This window comes from Enterococcus sp. AZ126 (assembly GCF_051714545.1).
GTDB lineage: Bacteria > Bacillota > Bacilli > Lactobacillales > Enterococcaceae > Enterococcus_L.
In genome coordinates this window covers 1,556,760-1,579,733 of record NZ_JBIOSB010000001.1, presented here as the reverse complement: position 1 = coordinate 1,579,733, position 22,974 = coordinate 1,556,760, and the positions used below count along the sequence as shown (strand labels likewise).

General features: G+C 35.2%; 19 protein-coding genes. 15 read left to right on the top strand and 4 right to left on the bottom strand.

Annotation, left to right across the window (positions count from 1 at the left end):
* Nucleotides 1-7: 7 nt before the first annotated feature.
* The 3 genes from IGI43_RS07640 to IGI43_RS07630 all read right to left on the bottom strand — a co-directional run bounded on the left by IGI43_RS07640 (nt 8) and on the right by IGI43_RS07630 (nt 2,792).
* A complete protein-coding gene (locus IGI43_RS07640) occupies nt 8-1,057 on the bottom strand; it encodes a glycosyl hydrolase family 18 protein (RefSeq protein WP_438757215.1) in 1,050 nt (349 codons plus the stop codon).
* A 30-nt stretch (nt 1,058-1,087) separates the two neighbouring features.
* The gene (locus tag IGI43_RS07635) at nt 1,088-1,672 is read right to left on the bottom strand and encodes a lytic polysaccharide monooxygenase (RefSeq protein WP_438757214.1); all 585 of its coding nucleotides are present in this window, start codon (nt 1,670-1,672) and stop codon (nt 1,088-1,090) included.
* Between the two features lie 265 nt (nt 1,673-1,937).
* The gene (locus tag IGI43_RS07630; protein ID WP_438757213.1) at nt 1,938-2,792 is read right to left on the bottom strand and encodes a helix-turn-helix domain-containing protein; all 855 of its coding nucleotides are present in this window, start codon (nt 2,790-2,792) and stop codon (nt 1,938-1,940) included.
* 449 nt (nt 2,793-3,241) lie between these two features.
* On the opposite strand from IGI43_RS07630, the gene IGI43_RS07625 reads away from it, so the two are divergent.
* The 11 genes from IGI43_RS07625 to IGI43_RS07575 all read left to right on the top strand — a co-directional run bounded on the left by IGI43_RS07625 (nt 3,242) and on the right by IGI43_RS07575 (nt 15,829).
* Nucleotides 3,242-3,982, top strand: a complete 741-nt coding sequence (locus tag IGI43_RS07625; RefSeq protein WP_438757212.1) for an acyl-ACP thioesterase domain-containing protein — start codon at nt 3,242-3,244, stop codon at nt 3,980-3,982.
* Nucleotides 3,983-4,126: 144 nt separating this feature from the next.
* Entirely contained in the window at nt 4,127-4,960 is an 834-nt protein-coding gene (locus IGI43_RS07620; protein ID WP_438757211.1) for a DUF72 domain-containing protein, read from the top strand.
* 33 nt (nt 4,961-4,993) lie between these two features.
* Nucleotides 4,994-5,830, top strand: coding sequence for a Cof-type HAD-IIB family hydrolase (locus tag IGI43_RS07615; RefSeq protein WP_438757210.1), 837 nt, complete (start codon nt 4,994-4,996; stop codon nt 5,828-5,830).
* Nucleotides 5,831-5,979: 149 nt separating this feature from the next.
* Nucleotides 5,980-6,504, top strand: coding sequence for an HAD family hydrolase (locus IGI43_RS07610; protein WP_438757209.1), 525 nt, complete (start codon nt 5,980-5,982; stop codon nt 6,502-6,504).
* A 277-nt stretch (nt 6,505-6,781) separates the two neighbouring features.
* Nucleotides 6,782-7,867 (top strand): non-hydrolyzing UDP-N-acetylglucosamine 2-epimerase, encoded by a 1,086-nt coding sequence (wecB, locus tag IGI43_RS07605; protein ID WP_438757208.1) that lies wholly within the window; start codon nt 6,782-6,784, stop codon nt 7,865-7,867.
* Between the two features lie 38 nt (nt 7,868-7,905).
* Entirely contained in the window at nt 7,906-9,156 is a 1,251-nt protein-coding gene (locus tag IGI43_RS07600; RefSeq protein ID WP_438757207.1) for a collagen binding domain-containing protein, read from the top strand.
* Between the two features lie 526 nt (nt 9,157-9,682).
* Complete coding sequence (locus IGI43_RS07595; RefSeq protein WP_438757206.1) at nt 9,683-11,086, top strand: C69 family dipeptidase; 1,404 nt, start codon at nt 9,683-9,685, stop codon at nt 11,084-11,086.
* 28 nt (nt 11,087-11,114) lie between these two features.
* Nucleotides 11,115-12,611: an amino acid permease gene (locus tag IGI43_RS07590; RefSeq protein WP_438757205.1), complete on the top strand. Its 1,497-nt coding sequence runs from the start codon at nt 11,115-11,117 to the stop codon at nt 12,609-12,611.
* 86 nt (nt 12,612-12,697) lie between these two features.
* The gene (locus IGI43_RS07585) at nt 12,698-14,026 is read left to right on the top strand and encodes an APC family permease (protein WP_438757204.1); all 1,329 of its coding nucleotides are present in this window, start codon (nt 12,698-12,700) and stop codon (nt 14,024-14,026) included.
* 37 nt (nt 14,027-14,063) lie between these two features.
* Nucleotides 14,064-15,650, top strand: coding sequence for a bifunctional aspartate transaminase/aspartate 4-decarboxylase (locus IGI43_RS07580; RefSeq protein ID WP_438757203.1), 1,587 nt, complete (start codon nt 14,064-14,066; stop codon nt 15,648-15,650).
* 20 nt (nt 15,651-15,670) lie between these two features.
* Nucleotides 15,671-15,829: a hypothetical protein gene (locus IGI43_RS07575; RefSeq protein ID WP_438757202.1), complete on the top strand. Its 159-nt coding sequence runs from the start codon at nt 15,671-15,673 to the stop codon at nt 15,827-15,829.
* Nucleotides 15,830-16,000: 171 nt separating this feature from the next.
* Here the strand turns inward: IGI43_RS07575 and IGI43_RS07570 are convergent, their stop codons facing one another.
* A complete protein-coding gene (locus tag IGI43_RS07570) occupies nt 16,001-17,353 on the bottom strand; it encodes an aspartate kinase (RefSeq protein WP_438757201.1) in 1,353 nt (450 codons plus the stop codon).
* Between the two features lie 194 nt (nt 17,354-17,547).
* On the opposite strand from IGI43_RS07570, the gene IGI43_RS07565 reads away from it, so the two are divergent.
* From IGI43_RS07565 to thiI, 4 genes are all read left to right on the top strand, one after another.
* Nucleotides 17,548-18,213: an HAD family hydrolase gene (locus tag IGI43_RS07565; protein WP_438757200.1), complete on the top strand. Its 666-nt coding sequence runs from the start codon at nt 17,548-17,550 to the stop codon at nt 18,211-18,213.
* Between the two features lie 229 nt (nt 18,214-18,442).
* On the top strand, nt 18,443-20,164 hold the full coding sequence (gene ezrA / locus IGI43_RS07560) for a septation ring formation regulator EzrA (protein WP_438757199.1): 1,722 nt from the start codon (nt 18,443-18,445) through the stop codon (nt 20,162-20,164).
* Between the two features lie 121 nt (nt 20,165-20,285).
* Complete coding sequence (locus tag IGI43_RS07555; protein ID WP_438757198.1) at nt 20,286-21,434, top strand: cysteine desulfurase family protein; 1,149 nt, start codon at nt 20,286-20,288, stop codon at nt 21,432-21,434.
* A 153-nt stretch (nt 21,435-21,587) separates the two neighbouring features.
* Complete coding sequence (thiI, locus tag IGI43_RS07550; RefSeq protein WP_438757197.1) at nt 21,588-22,793, top strand: tRNA uracil 4-sulfurtransferase ThiI; 1,206 nt, start codon at nt 21,588-21,590, stop codon at nt 22,791-22,793.
* Nucleotides 22,794-22,974 lie beyond the last annotated feature (181 nt).

Here is a 22,974-nt window from a genome sequence, read left to right as displayed (position 1 = left end):
TTGTCACTTATTGTAAAATTCGAGCATATCTTGTAGCAAATTCATTATTATAAGATACCCCATTTACATTGGTACCAACGTCCCAGTTAGCAGACCATGTCATCAATCCTTTAAGTGGGTTACCATCTTTAGCTAATTGATCCAATGCTTTATAAACAGTCGTTTGATCGCTCACATAACCACTACCAGCCCCGTCAACATTTGCAGGGAGTCCTAAAACAAGCTTGTCATTTGGAATCTTCAAGAATGAACGCGTACCATGGATCAAGGAATCAGACATATAGTAGAGGAACTCATATTTCATCGCATCGTTGCTTTGGGGAATCCATTTATTGATCTCATCTACCCAAACACCATCACCGCCTTGATTATACAATTGTGGTGCGATATAGTCATAATAACCATTCAAAGAAGTAATGTATTTTTCATAAGCACCACCTGGTTTTAAATAAGGAAATTCAGGTGCCATCGTGATGATAAAATTTTTCCCTTGCGCTCGGTAATGTTCTTTGACTTTTTTCAAAGCGGTTGGGATCACGGTTTGATTATCGCCTGCAGTAATTGCTGATTGCTCTAAATCAATGTCCAGTCCATCAAAACCATATGTTTCTACTTGACGAATAATCTCGTTCGTAAAAGTTTGTTCATCCCCTGTTTTTAATTGGATATGAGCATCTGCACCGCCAAGTGCAAGTAAAACTGCCCTACCTTGACTGTTGAGTGTGGCCACGTCTTGTCTAAATGCAGCATCGGTTTTATTATAGGGAGCGAATGTTGGAATACGGCTGATGCCATCACTTTTCATAAATGATACAGGAACTACATTATATGCCTGGTTTACTTCTGTTAAAGAAATATTCGCAGATGTTCCTTGTTTATAACCATCTCTACCTTTAGAAGCCCAGTTATGCCAATAGCCGACAAGAACTTTTTTATTTGTTATACTAACCATTTCATTAGCAGCATCTGAAGCTTGAGCAGGTGTTGCTGTATAAAAATTAGCAGCAGCAATACCTGAGAATAATAGAAAAGCTGAAATAAATTGTTTGATTTTCATATACACTGCTCCATTCATTTCATTGATAGATTATTTTACATTAACATCGATTGCTTGATAAAAAGCGTTTGTCGTATCATAAACATTCCACACAGCATAAATTACATGATACCCTTTACGATCACTTGGAACGGTGATCGTGTGTTTGACAGAAGTTTCAGGAATAGTCGCTTTGTCATCGACTTGTCCAATCAAATCAAAATTTTTGATATCTAAAGGCTGATTTGGATTCCAACCTTGTTTTGTCATATAGTAATCCCAAGTAGACGTTCTATGGCGAGCAGTTAATGTCCAATTGATTGCAAGAGGACCTGTTATAATATCAGATTTATGCCAACGATCAGCATTTTGAACATCTAATGGCTCAAAACCACTAACACCTGCACTAGCTAATTTTCCTGGAATAAAGGTATTTTTAGTTGCTTCGATACTTTGAGGTTCCCATTCGGCACGACCAACATTTTTATTTAATTTTCCACCTTGCGCACTACCAAAGTATGCGCGGCTACCTGGAGATGAAACATAGCCATGAGCATCTGTGACAGTAGCTGAAACAGATAAACCTCCTACTAATATACCGAGTGTTAGGACCGCTGAGAGCATTGTTTTTTTCATTGTATTTCCTCCTAATAATATTTTTATAGCGCTTACATATTTTAATGTAACATGTCATTTTATATTATTCAAATAATACGAAAATAAATTTTTGTGTAATATAAAATAGAGGAATATGTGAAAAAAGTTCTATCAAAGAGAAGTATTCTTTTCTGTGATGATTGATTGAAAAAAACATAAAGACCCGTTGGAATTTGCTGAAGGCATTTTTCCAACGGGTGATTTTATTATGATCATTTATTTATCGTTTCTCATTCGAAGCCTGCTATGCTTTTGAATCAACTAATGTTTTTTCATCATTAGCAATCACCGCTAATAAATTTTCATTGTCATTAAAGGTAGCTAAAACTTTGGCACTATTAAAATCAGGTGCTTTTAGATCTGGTGACTTCATAAAATCATTAAAAGCGACTTCATAAGCCAAGAGATCCAGCATATATAACGATTTATGGATTTTATTTAAGGCCATTCCTTCAGAAGCTAGATTAAAAGCTGTTTGGTAATCTTTTATCAACGAATAAAATTTAGCAGTATTAAAGAATATTTTAGTTGCTTCAATTGGCATTTTAATCGTTATTTTTTTTAGCATATTGATCGACTTTTCATAATAGACTTGCGCTTTATCCAACTCATTAGCCATTTCGTAAACGATCCCTAAACTATTAACAGAAAGGATCGCATAAACAGAGTTTGAATCGCCAAGCTCATCAGCTCTGTAAAAATGAAACAGACTATCCGTTGTATTATTGTAACCTAATAAATTTGTAATTCCCATAAAATAAAACCAGCGAACTTCTAATTCTCTATTTTGAATATCAGAAGCGTTTATCGATGTGGATTGTAAAAGTGAATGAGCTTCTTTATGTTTAAACGTATTACATAATTCTTCAACCTGATCTAATAAAGTAGTCAGCTTTTTTTCGTCATTATCATCTAATACACTCTCAAGGCTGAGGTTTAATCTTTTACATATTGCATCAAGAATCTCTAGGCTATCGCAAATATTTTTATTTTCAATATTACTAACGGTTCCTTGTGTACAAATTCCAGCGGCCAACGTTACTTGTGATAATTTTTTTTGTTTTCTCACTGTGCGGATGATATCACCTTTGATTCTCATATTTTTCCCCTCTATGTTTAAGTGTTATGATTCTATTTTTATATAATAGTATGGTATTATCCATTTAGAATCAACTACTTTTTTTGGAGGGATAGACATGGAAGCGATTTCTGGTTTATTGAATGAATTGCTTGGCTATGGAAATACAGGCCACGTATAGTTTGAAAAAGTTAGTTATTGGAAGTTTTTTTTAACAAACGGGCAACATGTAAAAGCTTTTTAGAGCAGATGGATTTTTTTATTTCTGTTCTAAAAAGTTTTTTATTATATCTTAAAAATATATTTATGATATAGTTTTTTTAATTTTTTCTAAATATATTTTATTGGTAATTATAATAGATGGTATGCAAATTGAATCAGATTTTACAGATTCGTTTTTTTTATCATTGGTTTTAGCATACTATGGTATAATTTATCTAGCTATAGTAGCTTAAAAAGGAGGAGACCCAGTGGCAAAAAAATTTACGACCCCATATGAAGTAGCCTACTATGATGGCGATATTACCAGAAAGATGACGATTCCGTCAATGTTGGCCGTTGTGATCAAAACATCTGAAGAACAAAGTGACGTCTTAGAGAGAGGTTCTGATTTTGTTGCTTCGTTTGGCCTTGGTTGGGTCATTACTAATTATGAAATCCATATCACACGTTTACCTAAAGTGGGAGAAAAACTCGCTGTGACAACGCAAGCAATGGCGTATAATAAATACTTTTGTTATCGAAATTTTTGGATTCATGATGAAAAAGGAAATGAATGTGTCTTGATCAAGTCTACTTTTGTCTTGATGGATAAAGAAAACCGCAAAATGAGTAGTGTATTACCTGAAATTATCGAACCATTTGAAAGTGAGAAAATCAAAAAAATATACCGCGGTGAAAAAATCGAAAAAGTGGAAGACGGGGAGTTTCTTCCATATCGTGTACGTTATTTTGACATCGACGGAAATCAACATGTAAATAATGCGATTTATTTTAATTGGCTGCTTGATGTCTTAGGCTATGATTTTTTGAGTACGCATGAGCCAACATTTATCAACGTAAAATTTGATAAGGAAGTAGAATATGGTCAAGTTGTAGAAAGTCATTATGAAATACTTGATGCAGCAGAAGAAAAAACGACACGCCATGAAATCCGAATTGAGGGTCAAGTTTATTGCGAAGCAAACATGAAATGGAAAAAAAGCCACTAATATTCTAGGAGTGAGTTATCTTGAAGGCTGAGCCAAATTTTTGTTTAGTCTTGGTCTTTTTTAGTATAAAATAAATAAGAGAATAATTATGTTGATTATGCGAAAATAAGACTTTTTTTAACGGGAATAGAAAGGGGGGAGAAGATGATTCGTTTAGGATTGACTTCTTTTAGTGAACATGATAGATTAACCGGGAAAAAACGTTCTACATTATATGAATACGCTGGCTATTTACCACTAGTCGAGATGGATACAGCATATTACGGTATTCCAAAGCAAGACTCTGTAAGAGAATGGACAAAATCTGTGTCTGAGAACTTTCGTTTTGTGATGAAAGTATATAGCGGCATTAGTTGTCAAGGCGAATGGCAAGAGTATTACCAAAATGAAGAAGAGATGGTGGAAGCATTTCTGACAAGTATGGCTCCAATGATCGAAAGCGGCAAACTTTTTGCCTTTTTGATTCAATTCTCTGGAACGTTCAGTTGTACGAAAGAAAATGTTCAGTATTTAGAAAAGATTCGTCATTGGTTTTCAGGATTTCCGATTGCGATAGAATTACGAAATGGTTCATGGTACACAGCGAAATACATTAAACAGACCCTATCATTTATGAAAAATAATGAATTTTCATTAGTGGCTGTTGATGAACCGCAAATCCCCACAAATCCAGTTCCTTTTTTTCCCTATGTCACGAATGATCAGTTTAGTTTATTTCGTTTTCACGGACGTAATGCTGCAGGTTGGATGGCAAATGATAAAGATTGGCGTAAAAAACGTACATTATACCGATATAATGCAGATGAAATTGCTGATCTAAGCGAAACTGTAGAAAAAGTCGCTCGGGAGACGAAAGAAGTAGGTGTAATCTTCAATAACAATTCTGGCGGGGACGCGGCAGGCAATTTATTAGAAATGAAAGCTGCTTTGAAACTGGAGTATAAGAATTTAAACCCAAAACAAATGGGCTTATTTTAAATAGCACAAAGGGTTGTTAAAGAAAGGAATGCCATGATTAAAGCTATTTTCTTTGATATCGATGGTACATTGATGAACAAAAATACAAAAATATTGGCATCGACAAAACAAGCAATCATAAAGGCACAAGCACAAGGAATCCTATGCGCAGTAGCAACAGGTAGAGGACCAGTTCATTTAAGCAGACAAATAGATGAATTGAATTTCGATATTTTTGTTACATACAATGGTCAATTCGTTTATACAAAAGAAAAAACAATTCGAGCTGAACACTTTACGGATGAAACATTAAAAAGAATTGTGTCATTTTCAGATTCTTATCATCAACAAATTTTGTTTGGATCAAGACATAATATAGAAGGTAGTTCACTGATGCGTTTCGGTCAAAAGAAATGGGCGAAAAAAATAGTTCGTTTTCTACCTAAGTATTTTCCGGTAAAGTTTGCAAAAAATCTGATCAGTCGTTTTTCAATTCATAGAAAGCCGCAACGTTATTATGACCTGGACATTTTAAACGAACCAATTTATCAATGTGTTTTATTAAGCCCTGAATCAGAGCTTGATTTTTTAAGCGAACAATTACCAGGTTGCCAACTGACAAGATCCAATCCCTACACACTTGATATTCTTCCAAAAGGTGGTTCAAAGCTTGTAGGCATTCAGAAATGTGCTGAATATTTTGGTTTTACATTAGATGAAGTAATGGCATTTGGAGATAGCTGGAATGATTTAGAAATGCTTAGTGGTATCGGTTTTGGTGTTGCAATGGGCAATGCAGAAAATGAGGTCAAAAACGTTGCAAAGTATGTGACCAGCACAAATGATGAAGACGGAATTTATAATGCTTTAGTGCATTATGATGTTATTTAGTTGATGGGCTAGCTCATTTAAAAAAAGAAAATAAACTGCAAAAAAAAAATCACAAACCTATTTTCCATTCGAGACTAAACGAATCCACCACGTTATTAAATACTATTTTTCAACAAGCTCTTTCAATTTTTAAGTATAGGAGAAACCCAATGAAGATCGATAATCCATTTGAAAAAACTGAAGCGTTTCATGAGAAATTTGATAACAGAAAACCCAAAATACCAACACCATTTTCCGCTAAACAAGCCTCGGATAGAGCTGGTTTTAAAGTGGAAGAACTAGTTGAATTTCTATACGGATCAGCGAATAATGATCCTGTGGTATTCAAAGAATTAGTAAATCAATTAAAAATATCTGTCGACCAAGCAGAAGCAAAGGTACTTAGTAAGCAAAATAAAGTAACAGATCCTCTAGTAGAACAAGTAGATGCACTGATTGATCTGCTATATTTCACCTATGGCTCATTTTCATTATTAGGTGTTGACCCGACAGAAATTTTTTCTATTGTCCATGAAGCAAACATGGGGAAAATATTTCCAGATGGAAAACCTCGTTATCATACTGTGACACATAAAGTATTGAAACCAGATAATTGGGAAACTGATTTTGCACCAGAACCCAAAATTAAGCTTGAACTGGAGCGCCAATGTAAAGCATTAAAGGACAGAAAATGAGATTGACCTAAATCCTACACAGTATCTACCTTCAGTTCATACTCAAAAATAGTATTTACCAAAACTGATTTTTAGTTTTGGTAAATACTATTTTTTTAGTGGAATATAAAAAATATTTGTGTGTTTTTCTCATTATTTTTTGGTATTAATGAATAAAATTAACCATTTTCTTGATACTCGATTATTGTCAACAATACCACTTATGGTCATTGTAATCAGCATTATTTTCGGTAAAATCGTATGGTTTTTTCTAGTTGAAGTAAAGAGGAGGGAAAAAATGAAACATTATATGATCGTTTTTGGTACCAGACCTGAATTAATAAAAATATTTCCATTAATCAAAGAGTGTCAGAATCATGCGAAACAAATCAAATTAACAATCGTAAATACTGGACAACAAAAAGAGATGGTCGACATCCTTTTAAAGGAATGGAACATTCAAACGAACTACGATCTAGAGATCATGAAGCAACAACAAACATTAACAGAATTGACGATCAATTTGATGAGTGCTTTAGAACCTGTATTGAAGATGGAAAATCCTGATGTAGTGATTGTTCATGGCGATACAACGACTGCTTCTATCGCCAGCTTGATGGCATTTTATCAGCAAAAAAAGATAGCGCACGTTGAGGCAGGACTTAGAACTAGTAATAAAAATGCACCCTTTCCAGAAGAAATGAATCGACAATTGGTCGATCGTGTAGCAGATTACTATTTTGTTCCAACACAGAGTAACAGAGAAAATTTAGAAAAAGAAGGCATTGATTCCGTGATTGAAGTTACAGGAAATACAGGTATTGATACGTTGCATTATCTTGATTTAAAACGAACGATTGGGACAGAACAGCGGCAAATACTTGTTACTTTGCATCGACGAGAATTAGGTGAGGAGCAGTTAGTGAAAATCTGTAAAGCCCTTGTGGCAATTGCTAAAGAATATCCAGATATTATCATAAAATATCCTGTACACCTAAATCCTAAAATAAAAAATATAGTGTGTTCACTCTTATCTAATCAACCCAATATTGATTTAACGAATCCTTTAAATTATTTGGCGTTTCAGCAAGAAATGATGAATAGTTTTTTGGTTATTACAGACTCTGGCGGAATTCAAGAAGAAGCACCGTATTACAAAGTTCCAGTTTTGGTGATCAGAGAAGTGACGGAACGGCAAGAAGCAGTTCTAGCAGGGGGATTAAAACTTATCGGCACAGATGAACGAAAACTGTATAAAAATGTTGTTGCTCTTTTAAATAATGCTGACGAATATGAATCTATGCGGGCTGCTAAATGTACACGTACATACGGAGACGGAAAAGCCGCAAAGAGGATCATTCGTCGGTTGTTGCAAGAAGTATAGTTCAAATGACAAAACATTATAGAAAAGGAGACGAATTAATGAAAAAAAAACAAGTTGTTCTATCCATCATTTTCTGCCTAATTATTAGTATTTTATGGCCATCCTATTCATATGCTAATATGGATTTTGGAGATTTGTATGTTTCTGAACCGGTCATAACAAGAGGCGACACAGTTATTGATGAGGAAACTACGATCAGTTATCATCAGAATATTTCGTTAGGATACAACTATACTATTCCAGATACGATCTCAATTACTTCTGGTGACACGATGAACTTAAGAGTTCCAGAAAACACGTTGATTGCTAGCGATTTTTCTTATGATATCACTGCAGCGGATGGTTCATTGATCATGACAATTAGTGGGGATTCGCAATCAAATACTGTGACAGCCATTTTTGGTCCATTTTATGAATTGCACAATGTAGATCGTCAAGGAGAGATCCTCTTTTATGCTCGTGGAACAGCAATGATAGAAAACGAAGCGTGGGTAATGAACAAAGTTGGGTGGAATAGTTCAGATAATACTTCAGCTATTTGGAATATTATTATTAACCCTGATTCAAAATATATTACCAATGCTCTATTGACGGATATTCTCGGAGATGATCAGGAATTTACGGATGGATTTTTACTTCAGGCTGAAATTGGAACATATGACAAGCAAACCCAATATTTTTACCCGCAGGCGACTATCGATCCAGCAAAGATCAGCTCTACAAATAGTGGTTTCATTGTTGATTTAGGAACACTGAATAATGCTGTTAGTTTGACGTATAAATCGAATAAACTAGCCAATCCGAATATCCCTTATAGAAATAAAGCGATACTAGAAGCGGATGGTGAAGGAAATCCAATCGTTATTGAGGCTGAAACACCGGGACTTGGTGGTGGTGGAAGTGGTTCAGGAGATCAATCAGAACCGAATCCACAAGAATCAACTTCTGAAACAACATCAACTAATTCCAGCACAATTGAAAGTCTTACAACGTCCGACAGTAGTACCAAAAACGGTGAAGAATCGACAACTGATACCATGTCTTACTCCAGCACATCAGAAGTGAAAGATGCAATACCACCAGCAGATTCCGGCAGCACTAAACAAGAAAAGTCCAGTCTAGAAACATCACCAACATCTACCTCAAGCACCAATAATAGAATTAAAAAAAATGCAACAAAACTTCCAAGGACTGGTTACCAGAAATCAATGATAAGACTGTTAGGGTACGTGCTACTTTTTGTCAGTCTATCGTTCTTTCTAATTAGAGGAAAAAAGCAAAATAATTAATTGAAAAAGACAAGAGATTGAGACAGAAGCATTTAACCCCTCTTATGTAAGAAGGGGTTGCTTTTGTTCCCATCGTTTATTCGGATTCCTCAAGGCTAGGATATAACTCGCAGAGTTATATCCTAGCCTATTTTTATTATATAAAATTTTTTCATACGGATTAACAGTATTTTTTGTCTTCGATTACATGATATAAGGTTTAAATTCTATTCTTTTTAATCTTTTTATGAGAATTGAAAAATGTCGTCATATACGACGCTATTTCTAAGTTATTTTTGAAATTAATCAGTAAAATTAAAACCGTAAAAGAGAAACAAGGTTTGTGTTCAAAGGAGCAAATAGTGCATATATTGCGCTAAATCACTTTATTTTTTCCTTTTTTGACAATTTCAGTAGGGGACTGTTTAAAAGATAGGTTTTACTGCTAAGAGTAAAACAATAAGCAATGTTATCCTCTAATCTGTTTTTATCAATTTGGAAACCAATGAAGTTGATTTATACAATCAAAAGAAAGAAGGAATTACCTATGTGTACAACTGTTTTAGTAGGAAAAAAAGCATCACGAACTGGTTCGACTATCATTGCGAGAAATTGCGATACTGAAGAACCGATCCAACCGGTTAAATTTATTACGGTAAAAGAAAATACTCAAATAAAAGGAAGGTATCATTCTGTATTGACAGACTTTTCTGAAAAATATCCGTCTCAGGCTTTACGTTATCAAATGATCCCGTTTGTCGAACAAGATACATTGGGTATTTTTGGAGAAGCTGGGATCAATTCATTAAACGTTGCGATGAGTTCGACCGAAAGTATTTTTGGTAATACTTTTGTATTAGGTATCGATCCATTAATGGAGCATGGTCTAGGTGAAGATTCACTATTAAATATGGTATTACCTTATATCTCCTCAGCACGAGAAGGAGTAGAATACGTAGGAAAGTTAATTGAAAAAAGTGGCTCCCATGAAGGAAATGGCATTATCTTTAGTGATAAAGATGAAATTTGGTACATGGAAATTCCTTGTGGGCATCATTGGGTAGCACAACGAGTTCCTGATGAGCACTGTGCAGTCATAGCGAACCAATCAATCATTGAAGAGGTTGATTTTGAAGATGAAGCGAATTTTATGTATTCAAAATCTATCCGGGAATTTGTAGATAAATATTCATTGAATCCAGATCCATCTACTTTTAATTTTAGACATATTTTTGGTACAAGTAATTTACAAGACCGAAAATACAATACTGCTCGTGTTTGGTATGGACAAAAAGTATTAGGATATGAAAATTCTAGCCCTATCGCTGATAACATGCCCTTTACATTTAAACCAAATCATAAATTAACTGTAGAGGATGTCGCTTATGTACTAAGCTCTCATTTTGATGAAACAGACTACGATCCGTTTAATGAAAATGATACCGTTTTGGCACATGCTTTTAGACCAATTTCAATGAATCGAACAGCAGAATCACATATGTTAGAAATAAGAAACAACGTTGATCCGCAAATTGCTGCATTGGTTTGGTTAAATAGTGGGCCAACCGCGTTTAATCCATATGTTCCTTTTTATGCTAATAGTAATGATACTTCTTCTCTATATAATGATACGTCATTAGACTTCAATATTAACCAAGCTTATTGGGTTTCAAGAACATTAGCAGTTCTAGTAGAAAGAAATTATGCTAAATTAGCTTTTTCAAATTTTGGTTATATGACACAAGCCAAAACATTAGCGAATCAGCTTGTTTTAAAAACCGATAGCGACGCCCAAAAGTATGCAGGTGAAGAATTAACAGAATACTTAACAAAGAAAAATGAAGAAAATGCCAAAGAAATGAATGCAATCGCAATGACACAAATCGGTTCATTAGTAAGTCAAGGCCTAGGACTATCTAAGTTGACATTTGATATCACCAAAGATGTTTAAGACAGAAAATGAAAGGAAGTAAAAGAAAATGAATAATAATCATGAATCAAAAAATGGCATGCCAGATCCTAACGCTGGGACAAAAGCACCTGTTGACGATGGCGTAAAATCATCGTCGAAAATTACGTTAGCAACATTTATCGGATTAACATTTGCTCTGGTCGCAGGCCCGTATTATTCAACCTTAACTGCTACAGGATGGAACATGTTCTTATATATGGGGATCGCAACCATCGGATTTGCGCTGCCGATCGCACTAATTTCTGGTGAATTTGGCACTACCTTTCCTGGAAAAGGCGGACCAGAATTATGGGTAAAAAATACGTTGGGACCGAAATGGGGCTTTGTTACATCTTGGCTGATTTGGGTAGCAATGATTCCGTCAATGCTGATTGTCGGTACAGGTTTTGCCCCAACTGTCGCTTTATTGGTTGGGAAAAAAGCGCTCATTGAAAATCAAATGTATACATTGGTCGTTATTTTATTGTTGGTGTGGACAATGACGTTATTAAACTTGAAATTCGATATGGCAAAGATAAATGGGAAATTTGGTATCTGGCTGGGGTTTTATATTCCAGTAGTCATGCTATTCGTTTTAGGTCTCTATACGTTTATAAAATTTGGCTTTAATCCACATAGTATTTTAGGAACTTTTGAACCATCTAAGTTACTTCCTAAATCACTAACGAGCGGTTCCGGGATGTATTTTAGTGGTGTGATCTTTATCTTTTTAGGAATTGAAATGTCTTCTGTATTTATTACTAGATTAAAAAATCCTTCTAAACAGTACTCAAAAGGGATTATTGTTTCTTTGATCATGTTAGCCGTTTTATCATTAGCGAATTCTTTTTTGATCGCAAATGTTATCCCGGACGGACAAATCCAATTAAACAACACCGCACAACCGCTACAATTATTTGCAAAACAATTAGGATTACCTTATTTTCTAGTACAAATCTTTTGTTTGATGTCAATTGTTAGCGTATTGACAAATATGTCTACTTGGTTTGTCAGTGCGTCAAAAACAATTACTCAAAGTGCTATTAATGGTGATTTTCCACCAGCGTTTAAATTCTGGAAAACCAATAAATTCAATGCGTGTCCTTCATTACTAATCGTACAAGCGATTGCGATTTCACTCTTATCAATCGCATACGTCGTTATTCCAGGTATCAATAAAGTCTTTATCATTTTTACCAATAGCGGCACCGTTTTGTATTGCTTAGCATATGGCTTAATGACAATTGGTTATATGAGTATGAGGAAACATAATGTGGATCAAACACATCCATTTCGTGTAGGGAAAAAAGGGAATGGATTAGCTTATGTCATTTCCGTTCTTCTTTTAGCAACAATTGTCTTTACCTTGACCATTACGTTTATGAACAACTCATTGCTAAACTTTGTATTTGTCATTGTTTTCACAGCAATTTTCTTTACAGTGCCCTTGATTATTTATAAAAATAGAAAAGAAAGCTGGAAAAATAATCCAGCGAATACAAAAGGAATGAATCAATCAAACTAAGTGAGAGGTTGGCGCTAGCATTCAATACTTGTAAGATAAAATGAATGCAAAAACGTCCAATCCAAACTATTGGAGGAGTTGAAAAAATGGCTACAGCAAATCAAACAATGACTACGAATGTATCCAGTTCTAAAAATAAAAATAAATTATCATTCATCTCTATCTATTTTCTAGGAATCAACGCAATTGTTGGATCAGGTGCCTTTTTACTACCTCAAGAAATATATAAAAATATGGGAGTAATGAGTATTGCTGTACTTTTATGTGCAGCAATCACGGTTAGTATGATTGCATTATGTTATGCCGATTTATCCAGTCGTTTTTCTGGTTCTGGTGCGGCTTGGCTTTATTCATATAATGCATTTGGTAAATTCACAGGATTCCAAATTGGTTTGTTTTCTTGGTTTCTAGGTTGTCTAACATTATCAGCAGAAGCAATTGCTTTACTAAGAACGTTGAAAAATATTTTTCCAATTATGGGTAGTGAAACAGTGAAAATTCTTTTCCCTGCAAGTTTAATTATTATCTTGGCAGTGATCAATATGTTTGGGACGTCTCTTGTGAAGTTGATCAATAGTATTTCTTCTGCGTTCAAAGTATTCATTATCCTATTTTTTATTGTTCTAGGTGCCTTTTTTATTAAAAGTACAAACTTTTCTCCAATTGTTCCTAGCACAGTAACAGATACACACAGTTTTGTGAGTCATTTTGGTTCTGCATTCAGTGTTGTTTTCTATATGTTTAGCGGATTTTCTTTTATCCCTGTTGCAGCTGCACAGATGAAAAATCCTGAAAAGAATATTCCAAAAGCGTTGATTTACGTCATGATCAGTGTCACTGTATTGTATACACTGGTTCAAACTGTTGTTATTGGAATTTTAGGAAAGAACATTGTAAACTATGATATACCGATTGCTGAAGCAATGAAAATAGGCGTAGGAGAATGGGCGTATGCAATCATCATCATGGGGATGTTGATTTCAATTTTTGGTGTTGCGTTTGCTGTATCTTTTAGTACACCTGCACTTGCGTCTTCTTTAGCCGAAGAACATAATTTATTACCGCCATCTATTGGCAAAAAAAATAAATATGGTGCTCCTTTTGTTGCGGTGATCATGACGTCTATTATTAGTATTGCTATGACACAATTCAGCTACATTTTCTTGGTTTCATGTATTGTTTTAGTGTCATTTATCCAATACGTACCATCAATTCTTGCAGTAATAAGATTCAAAAAAAATAACCAATTTCCGACGAATGGTTTTAGTTTAAAAGGTGGCTATACCGTGCCGGTTTTAGCATTAGGAATCTCTATGTATTTATTAACTAACTTTAATCTACACGTCGTCTTAGTAATGGTTCTAGTCTTTGTGTTAGGAGTAATTATTTACTTTACTAAAATCAAAGAAAAATAAACTAAACTAGCGCAGTGAGTGATTTAGGAGGGGAACTATGGATAAAAAAGAAGAGCAAAGAATAGAAAAACTAGGCGCTTTTGAAGTCAATGAGCAGTTGCTTGCATTAGCACAAAAAGATGAAAAAAATAGTTTCTTTCTAAATGCCGGTAAAGGAAATCCTAATTGGATCAACACACAAGCTCGACTTGCATTTTGTCAGCTAGTAGAATTTGGTGTTTTAGAATCTCAGCGGACGCTAATGCATGGAGATATGGCTGGTAGTATAGAAGACGAAGGAATCTATGATCGATTTTTAACTTTTTTTAATACGAAAGGTGAAGAACAAGCTGTGTTCTTTCGTAGCGGTCTACACTACCTTGAACAAAACTTAGAACTCAGCATGAATGATGTAGTGGCAGAACTAGTAAACGGTGCAATTGGAAATAATTATCCAACACCAAATCGTGTGTTATCAAATAGTGAAACAATCTTAGCCCATTATTTGGAAGAAATTTTATTTAATAATCAGCCTCTATCTAGAGAAACACAAGTATTTCCAACAGAGGGTGGTACGGCAGCGATGGTATATATTTTTCATTCGCTAAAAGAAAATCAATTGATTCATCCTGGTGATAAAATAGCTATCAGTAGTCCGATTTTTACTCCCTATCTTCAAATTCCTGAATTAAATGATTATGAAATGGTGGAGATCGATTTGAGTGCTACAGAAGCAAACCATTGGGAAGTCTCTCTTACAGAATTAGATAAACTAAAGAACCCTGATATTAAAGCTTTTTTCATCGTTAATCCAAGTAATCCTGGATCAAAGGCATTAGGCGAAAAAGAACGGGAAAAAATGAAAGAAGTAGTAGCTGATCATCCAGATTTAATGATTATTACTGATGATGTATATGGCTCTTTTGTAGAAGATTTTCAATCTATTTATGCTACTGTGCCACACAATACTTTGCTGGTCTACTCTTATTCTAAATTATTTGGTGCGACAGGTTGGCGCTTAGGGATGATCGCATTAAACGAAGAAACAATCTTTGATCAGTTGATTCAACGGTTACCAAAAGTTTGGAAGCCAGCAGTAGAGAAACGATACGCTTCAGTTGTGTTAGAGCCCAAAAAGATGAAGTTTATCGACCGACTTGTTGCAGATAGTCGTTCGATTGGGTTGTATCATACCTCAGGTTTGTCAACGCCGCAACAGGTGATGGAAGTCCTGTTTAGCTTAACGCATTTAATTTGTATTAAAGAAAAGGATACGTACATCGATGAATCAAAAAAGCTGATCAGTCAAAGATATGATTTACTTCATGATACCCTGAATTATCCCAAGGATTCTAGCCATTTGAATGCAAAATATTATTCTCTGATTGATGTTTATGAGCTGGCTGAACATCTTTATGGAAATTCTTTTAAAGATTATTTGAAGGACCAATTCGAAGAAATCGATTTTTTACTTAACTTGGCACAAAAAAATGGCGTAGTATTGATGGATGGTGTCGGTTTTGGAACCAAACCAGGTGAAGTAAGAGTATCTAGTGCAAATTTGCCAACAAAAAGCTATAAAGTCATCGGAGAACAAATCCTAGAACTATTAGAGAGGTATTATCAAGAATATATAAAAAAATAAACTAAAAGGAGCAAAACCAGATGTCAACGAAACGTGAAGGATCAATAGAAAACCGTAATTCATTTGAAGAACAAAAAAATAAGGAAATTTTTGAAGCAACTATTGATAAGAATAAAGAAAAAGTTGCTGAAAAGAAAGAAAGCAAAGAAGAAAAAAGAAACGAAAGAGAACATAAATAAACAACTTTTTAAAAGTTTCTAAAAGCCAAATGAACGTTGTAACAGGTCACTTTATTAGGTGATTTACGAAAGAATGTGGGGTATTAGTCAGAATTTTTCTGACTAATACCCCACATTTTTATTTTTTTGAAGTGAGTAGGATGTCCCATCCGCTTATTTATTTTCCCTTTACTATTCTTCAAAAAAGGTTTGATATAATGCCTGAATCGCTTTTTTCTCTTGATCTTCACGAATCCCAAACATAATGCTGACTTCAGAAGATCCTTGGTTGATCATCTCTAAGTTGATCTTATTAAAAGCTAAAGCGGCTGTACTGTCAGCCATGACCCCGATTCTCTGGCGCATGCCTTCACCTACGACCATCAGCATCGACAAGCCATGAGTAATCCGCAATTCATCAGGTTCAAGTTCTTGTTCTAACCGTGTCATTAATTCTTCTTCGATTTCAATCGTTAATTGACCTTCTCTTAAAATAATTGAAATATCGTCGATTCCAGAAGGCATATGCTCATAACTAAGGCCTAAATCTTCAAGAATTTGCAGTAAACGACGACCAAAACCTAACTCTCTATTCATCAAATACTTACTAATGTAAATACTGGCAAACCCTTGATCACTGGCAATCCCCACAACTGGGTCATGTTTGACCGTTCTAGAAGTTGTGATCAATGTTCCAGGATGTTCAGGATTATTAGTATTTTTTATAACAACAGGGATATTGGCACGATAAGCAGGCATCAGAGCTTCATCATGCAACACAGCAAAACCGGCATACGCTAATTCCCGCATTTCTCGATACGTCAATTCTTTGATTGTTTTTGGATCGCGGATGATTCCAGGATGAGCTACGAAAATACCGTTGACATCAGTAAAGTTTTCATAAATAGTAGCTTTTACACCAGCAGCAACGATTGAACCTGTGATATCTGATCCTCCTCTAGAAAATGTACAGATATCGCCTACTTCTGTAAAACCAAAAAAACCAGGAATCACTAAAATTTCTTCTGTTGAACTAAATTGATTGATCTTACTCAATGAAGAAGCTAAAATCCGAGCATTTAAAGGTTCGTCTGAAACGATGATACCAAGGTCTAAAGGATTTTTGTACCGAGCATTCAAGCCTCGTTGCTGAAAAAATGCAGCAACAAGCTTGGCATTGTTGTCTTCACCGCTCGCTAAAAAAGTGTCAAAAAGATGTGGATTGTCTTCTTTGTTCAATGTCGCCAACTGCTGAATCGCATGTTGGATATCTGTTAAAACATCTTTATTGAGATTTAGCTCATCTAAAATTGCCTCATAGCGGGCAACGATTTTTCCGATAATTTCAGTAGTATCTTCATTATTTATATACGCATGATAATAAGCAATAAGCATATCGGTCACTTTGATGTCTTCAGAAGAACGTTTACCAGGAGCTGAAACAACGATGAACTTTCGTGAAACGTCTTCTTTTACGATTTGTAGCACTTTCTCTAATTGTGTTGCAGAAGCAAGTGAGCTTCCCCCAAATTTTGTGACTTTCACTTTTTTCACTCCTAATTTTAATAGATTTTTCATTATAATAGTAAAAGAATACCGAAATATCATTTGAAAAGCAACCGCAAAATAGACAAATATTTAATCTTTTACATTCTTTCTCAACAAATTTCTTCATTTTTTTTGAAACTTTTGTTAGACTGGTAGAGTTGGATAAGAATAGTAGAAAAAGGAGCTCCAAAATGATACAACGATATGAAGGAATTGTTTTTGATATGGATGGTGTGTTGGTTGATAGTGAAGCGTTCTATTATCAACGGAGAAAAGCATTTCTAAAAGAATATGATCTATCCATCGAACAAATACCGATTTCTGAATTTGTAGGTGCAGACATGCGAAGCCTGTGGGCAATGATTCTTGAAGTGAATGATACAAGTTATGATGAATCGTTTCTAAATGAAAAATATTTGCAATATAAATTAGACCATCCAATCAATTATGGTAGCATGATCGATCCAGATGCTAAACGAGTCTTGCAATTTCTTAAAAGAAAAGGGTATAAGATCGGTTTGGCCTCTTCATCAATGATGGATGCGATTCAAGAGGTACTAAAAGCAGGACAATTGGCTAGTTACTTTGATGTAGTAGTCAGCGGAACTCAATTTAAAAAAAGTAAACCTGCACCTGAGATTTATGAATATACTGCCAGTGAATTAGGAATTGCACCTGCAAATTGTCTCGCACTTGAAGATTCTGAAAAAGGCATACGCTCAGCGCACGATGCTGGTATGACTGTCTGGGCTATCAAAGATACTCGGTTTGGTATGGAACAACAATTGGCCGATGTACAATTGAATACATTGAGCGATATATGCAAAAAGCTGCAAGAAGTACAAGTTAGCGTTTAAACTTGTCAGGGATCAAGACAGAAGTGCCGCATTAGAACAAAGTCAAAACATTTATTAAGAAATTACAATTAATTAGTGCTTGATAGAGTGGATTGTGGTATAATTTTCTGTAGGTGTTTTTAAGGATTTTTTGAAGATAAGAGACTAGTACAATTGCAGATAGAAGTGGATTTGTTATTTATTGGCGATTGTATAATCATATATGGATAAATAAACGGAGGAACCATGAATGAAGAATAATCTGATCATTATCGTAGTTTTAGCTATAATAATCATCGCAGCAGTTTTGTATTTAGTTGGTTATTTTATGAGAAAGAAAAATCAAATGAAACTCGATGATCTGGAAAAGAGGAAAGAAACGCTGTTCGACTTGCCAGTGATTGAAGAGGTCGATGATGTCAAAAAAATGCATATGGTCGGTCAAAGTCAGAACACATTTAGAGAATGGAATCAACGTTGGACTGAGATTTCTACTCGTTCTTTTGCAGAGCTGGAAAGTCAGATTTTTGAAGTCGAAAATTTAAATGAAACCTTCCGTTTTATGAAAGCGAAAAAAGCAGTTGCTGAAGCAGATCAGACCATGACTGAGATGGAGTCAGAAGTTGAAATTATCCGTAATGGGCTGAAAGAATTACGTGAGAGTGAAGAACGTAATTCGCTTGAAGTGCAAAAAGCTTTAGACGTTTATGAAGAAATCAGTAAATTACTTCATAATGAAAAGTCAGAATTTGGTTCTGCGTATCCTGAATTACAAAAACAAATCAAAAATATCGAAATCGAGTTTACTCAGTTTGTGACTCTGAATACTTCTGGAGATCCAATCGAAGCACGTGAAGTCTTAGAAAATGCTGAACGCCATACGTATGAATTAGACGATGTGATGAAACGCATTCCGCCACTTTATGATGAGCTGAACCGGACCTTCCCAGATCAATTAAAAGAGATCGAAGAAGGATATAAACGTCTGCTTAAAGATCATTACGTTTTCCCTGAAAAGAATTTTGAAGATGAATTAAGACGTGTTCAAAAGCGCGTTAAAAATTCAACAGTCGATTTAGAGAAGACCGAAGTAGATGCAGTAGAAGTAGCCAATCGTGATACAGCGAATGCAATCGATGCATTATATGAAATCATGGAACGTGAGATCAATGCTAAGAAATATGTGATGACGAATCATAAAGTTGTTGGTGATTATATTGCACATGCATTAAAGAATAATCGTCAATTGATGATTGAGTTGGATCACACTTCTCAAAGTTACACACTGAACCATAATGAATTAGGACGTTCAAGAGGTTTCCAAACAGAGATCGAAGAAATAATTCGTCGTTATGAAGATTTCGAACCAAAAATGAAAGAACATACGATTCCTTATTCTGAAGTTCAAGCATTCTTCAAAGATTGCTATAAGATATTAGATGACATCGAAAATCAGCAAGTTGAGATCGATGATTCCCTAAAAGAATTGCGTAAAGGCGAAAAAGCTGCTCAAGAAAAAGTTGATCAATATGATTTCAGACTACGTAATATCAAACGTCATGTTGAAAAACAACGTTTACCTGGATTACCAGCTGATTATTTAGAATTCTTCTTTGTAGCAACAGATCGTATTGAAGAATTAAGCAAGGCATTGAATCGAATCCGTATCAATATGGAAGAAATCAAAAAATTGTCTGATCTTTGTAACGAAGATTTAGAATTATTAGATAAGAAAACGAATGATTTAGTCAACTCTGCGGCATTGACAGAACAAATGATGCAATATGCGAACCGTTACCGTCATACGCATGAAGCAATTCGCGTAGCGATGGAAAGAAGTTTAGAACTATTTTCAAAAGAATACAGATATCAAGATGCTCTAGATGAAATTGGTACTGCGCTTGAACGTGTGGAACCAGGTGCGTTTAGAAGAATCGAAGATTTCTACTTCAAAAATAGTAATGTGATATAAAGAATTAAGGGTGAGACAAGCGTCTCACTCTTTTATTTTGATTTATTCTGTCTGTGTGGTTGAACTACAAAAGTAGAAAGTATATAATAGGAAAGAATTTCAAAAGAAGAAGGTTTATTAAATGATATATTTCGATAACAGTGCGACAACACCGATTTATCCTCAAGCTTTAGATACTTATATAAAAGTTAGTCAACGGATCATTGGAAATCCCTCTAGTTTACATGACTTAGGCAATCAAGCGAATCGTCTAATCGAACAAGCACGTAAACAAATAGCTGATTTGATTCAAATGAAGCCAAATGAGATTTACTTTACGAGTGGCGGAACGGAGGGGGATAATTGGGTATTAAAAGGAACGGCTTTAGAAAAAAAATCTTTTGGCCGTCATATTATTATTTCAAATATTGAACATCCAGCAGTTTCTGAAACAGCAAGGCAACTTTCAGAAAATGGATTCGAACTTTCAATCGCTCCTGTTGATGAACGTGGATTTGTTATAGTGGATGAATTGGCTAAATTAATTCGCAAAGATACTATACTTGTTTCAATCATGGCAGTGAATAATGAAATAGGCTCGATCCAGCCAATTCAAGCGATCAGTGACTGTTTAGTAGATTATCCAACGATTCATTTTCATGTGGATGGGGTCCAAGCAATCAGTAAAGTCAGACAGGAAAAATGGCTGACCCCTCGAGTGGATTTCGCTACGTTTTCTGCTCATAAGTTTCATGGTCCAAGAGGTGTAGGGTTTATTTATTGGAAACATGGGCGTAAACTCGCACCGTTACTAAATGGTGGTGGTCAGGAAAAAGAGCAACGAAGTGGCACTCAAAATGTTGCGGGAATTGTTTCTATGGCTAAAGCTTTACGTTTATATAAAGATAAAAAGGCTGAAAAACCAGAACATACTGCAACTATTCGCCGCTATTTGATCGAAGCGTTGCAAGAATATAAAAATGTGACTGTTTTTTCAAAAGAGACAGAAGACTTTGCGCCTCATATTTTATGTTTTGCTTTAAAAGGTATTAGAGGAGAAGTGCTTGTACATGCATTAGAAGAAAAACAAATATATACCTCAACGACTAGCGCTTGCTCTAGCCGCAAAAAAATGGCCAGTAGTACATTACATGCGATGAAAGTACCTGACTCTTTAGCCACATCAGCTATTCGTGTTAGTTTGGATGAAAGCAATACGATTGCTGAGGCGGAACAGTTTATGATCATTTTTAATCAACTATATAAAAAATTTCTGGTCTTAAATGGTTAATTAGTGCACCATTTATTAGTCGAAAGTCTATTTAAATGAACTATTTTAATTTAACAAACGCTATGTTATAGTGAGTCAAGTAATCGTAATAAAGTAAGTGATCTTAATAGTGTTACAAGAAAATCAAGCTTCACAGAAAAGGATTGAAAATTTTTGAAATATACTGAAATAATGGTTCGTTACGGCGAACTTTCAACTAAAGGAAAAAACAGAAAATTATTTACGTCTCAGTTAGCTTATAATGTCAAAAGGACTCTTGGTGAATTTCCAGCAGTAAAGGTTCATGCTGACCGAGATCGGATGCATTTATTGCTGAACGGAGAAAATAGCACACGTATCATACCAAAATTAGAAAAAGTATTTGGCATTCAAAATTTTTCACCCAGTATTCGAGTAGAAAAAAATATGCCCGATATTCGTGAAATGGTACAAACGATTATTAAGGCTGTCCATCAGCCAGGACAAACCTTTAAAATTACAGCAAAACGTTCTGATCACTCATTTGAATTAGATTCAAACGAATTAAACCGAGAACTAGGTGGAGCTGTTATGGAGGTCTTTCCAGAAATCGGTGTACAAATGAAAAAACCTGATATCAATATTCGGATTGAAATTCGAAAAGAAGGGGCTTACCTTTCCTATGAAACCATTCGTGGTGCTGGCGGATTACCCGTTGGTGTTAGTGGTCGTGGAATGTTGATGCTATCAGGCGGAATCGATTCACCCGTAGCAGGTTACTTGTCGATGAAGCGTGGTGTGGAAGTGGAAGCTGTGCATTTTGCTAGCCCGCCCTATACAAGCGAACAAGCTCTGCAAAAAGCGAAAGATTTAGCAGCTAAAATCGCGCCATACGCTGGTAGCATCCAATTTATCGAGGTACCGTTCACTGAAATTCAAGAAGAGATCAAACGAGTGGTACCTGAGGGCTATCTAATGACGGTTACACGTCGGATGATGTTGCGTTTGACTGATGCAATACGCATTGCAAGAAAAGGTTTAGTGATCATCAATGGAGAATCTTTAGGACAAGTTGCGTCTCAGACATTGCAAAGCATGGTAGCAATCAATGAAGTAACGACGACACCAATCATTCGTCCAGTCGTATCAATGGACAAAGGGGAAATCATCGAAATCGCTGAAAAAATCGATACCTTTGAGTTAGCGATCCAACCTTTTGAAGATTGCTGTACAATTTTTGCGCCACCACAACCAAAAACAAGACCAAAATTAGATAAAGCACAAGCGTATGAAGCAAGACTTGACATAGAAGGATTAATAGAACGATCGATGGCTGGTTTAAAAGTTAGTGAAATAACTGAACGAAGCGAACAAAAAGAAGAATTTTCTGATTTACTATAAAGGTAGAAATAAGGCTAGGATATGACTCTACGAGTCATATCCTAGCCTTAAGAAATCCAAATAAACGTTTGGAGCAAAGGCAACGCCTTAGACAATAAGTTGAAATTCACAAAAATTTTAAGAGCAATTTTCATAAATTCGCTCTTGTTTTTCGGAGTTAAATGCTTCTGTCCTAACCTCA

What these genes read in the sequence shown, in the direction of transcription:
- IGI43_RS07575 (WP_438757202.1), top strand. Translation starts at nt 15,671, where the DNA reads ATGTCAACGAAACGTGAAGGATCAATAGAAAACCGTAATTCATTTGAA.
- IGI43_RS07600 (WP_438757207.1), top strand. Translation starts at nt 7,906, where the DNA reads ATGAAAAAAAAACAAGTTGTTCTATCCATCATTTTCTGCCTAATTATT.
- wecB (WP_438757208.1), top strand. Translation starts at nt 6,782, where the DNA reads ATGAAACATTATATGATCGTTTTTGGTACCAGACCTGAATTAATAAAA.
- IGI43_RS07580 (WP_438757203.1), top strand. Translation starts at nt 14,064, where the DNA reads ATGGATAAAAAAGAAGAGCAAAGAATAGAAAAACTAGGCGCTTTTGAA.
- IGI43_RS07610 (WP_438757209.1), top strand. Translation starts at nt 5,980, where the DNA reads ATGAAGATCGATAATCCATTTGAAAAAACTGAAGCGTTTCATGAGAAA.
- IGI43_RS07585 (WP_438757204.1), top strand. Translation starts at nt 12,698, where the DNA reads ATGGCTACAGCAAATCAAACAATGACTACGAATGTATCCAGTTCTAAA.
- IGI43_RS07630 (WP_438757213.1), bottom strand. Translation starts at nt 2,792, where the DNA reads ATGAGAATCAAAGGTGATATCATCCGCACAGTGAGAAAACAAAAAAAA.
- IGI43_RS07590 (WP_438757205.1), top strand. Translation starts at nt 11,115, where the DNA reads ATGAATAATAATCATGAATCAAAAAATGGCATGCCAGATCCTAACGCT.
- IGI43_RS07615 (WP_438757210.1), top strand. Translation starts at nt 4,994, where the DNA reads ATGATTAAAGCTATTTTCTTTGATATCGATGGTACATTGATGAACAAA.
- IGI43_RS07565 (WP_438757200.1), top strand. Translation starts at nt 17,548, where the DNA reads ATGATACAACGATATGAAGGAATTGTTTTTGATATGGATGGTGTGTTG.
- IGI43_RS07640 (WP_438757215.1), bottom strand. Translation starts at nt 1,057, where the DNA reads ATGAAAATCAAACAATTTATTTCAGCTTTTCTATTATTCTCAGGTATT.
- IGI43_RS07620 (WP_438757211.1), top strand. Translation starts at nt 4,127, where the DNA reads ATGATTCGTTTAGGATTGACTTCTTTTAGTGAACATGATAGATTAACC.
- IGI43_RS07595 (WP_438757206.1), top strand. Translation starts at nt 9,683, where the DNA reads ATGTGTACAACTGTTTTAGTAGGAAAAAAAGCATCACGAACTGGTTCG.
- ezrA (WP_438757199.1), top strand. Translation starts at nt 18,443, where the DNA reads ATGAAGAATAATCTGATCATTATCGTAGTTTTAGCTATAATAATCATC.
- IGI43_RS07555 (WP_438757198.1), top strand. Translation starts at nt 20,286, where the DNA reads ATGATATATTTCGATAACAGTGCGACAACACCGATTTATCCTCAAGCT.
- IGI43_RS07635 (WP_438757214.1), bottom strand. Translation starts at nt 1,672, where the DNA reads ATGAAAAAAACAATGCTCTCAGCGGTCCTAACACTCGGTATATTAGTA.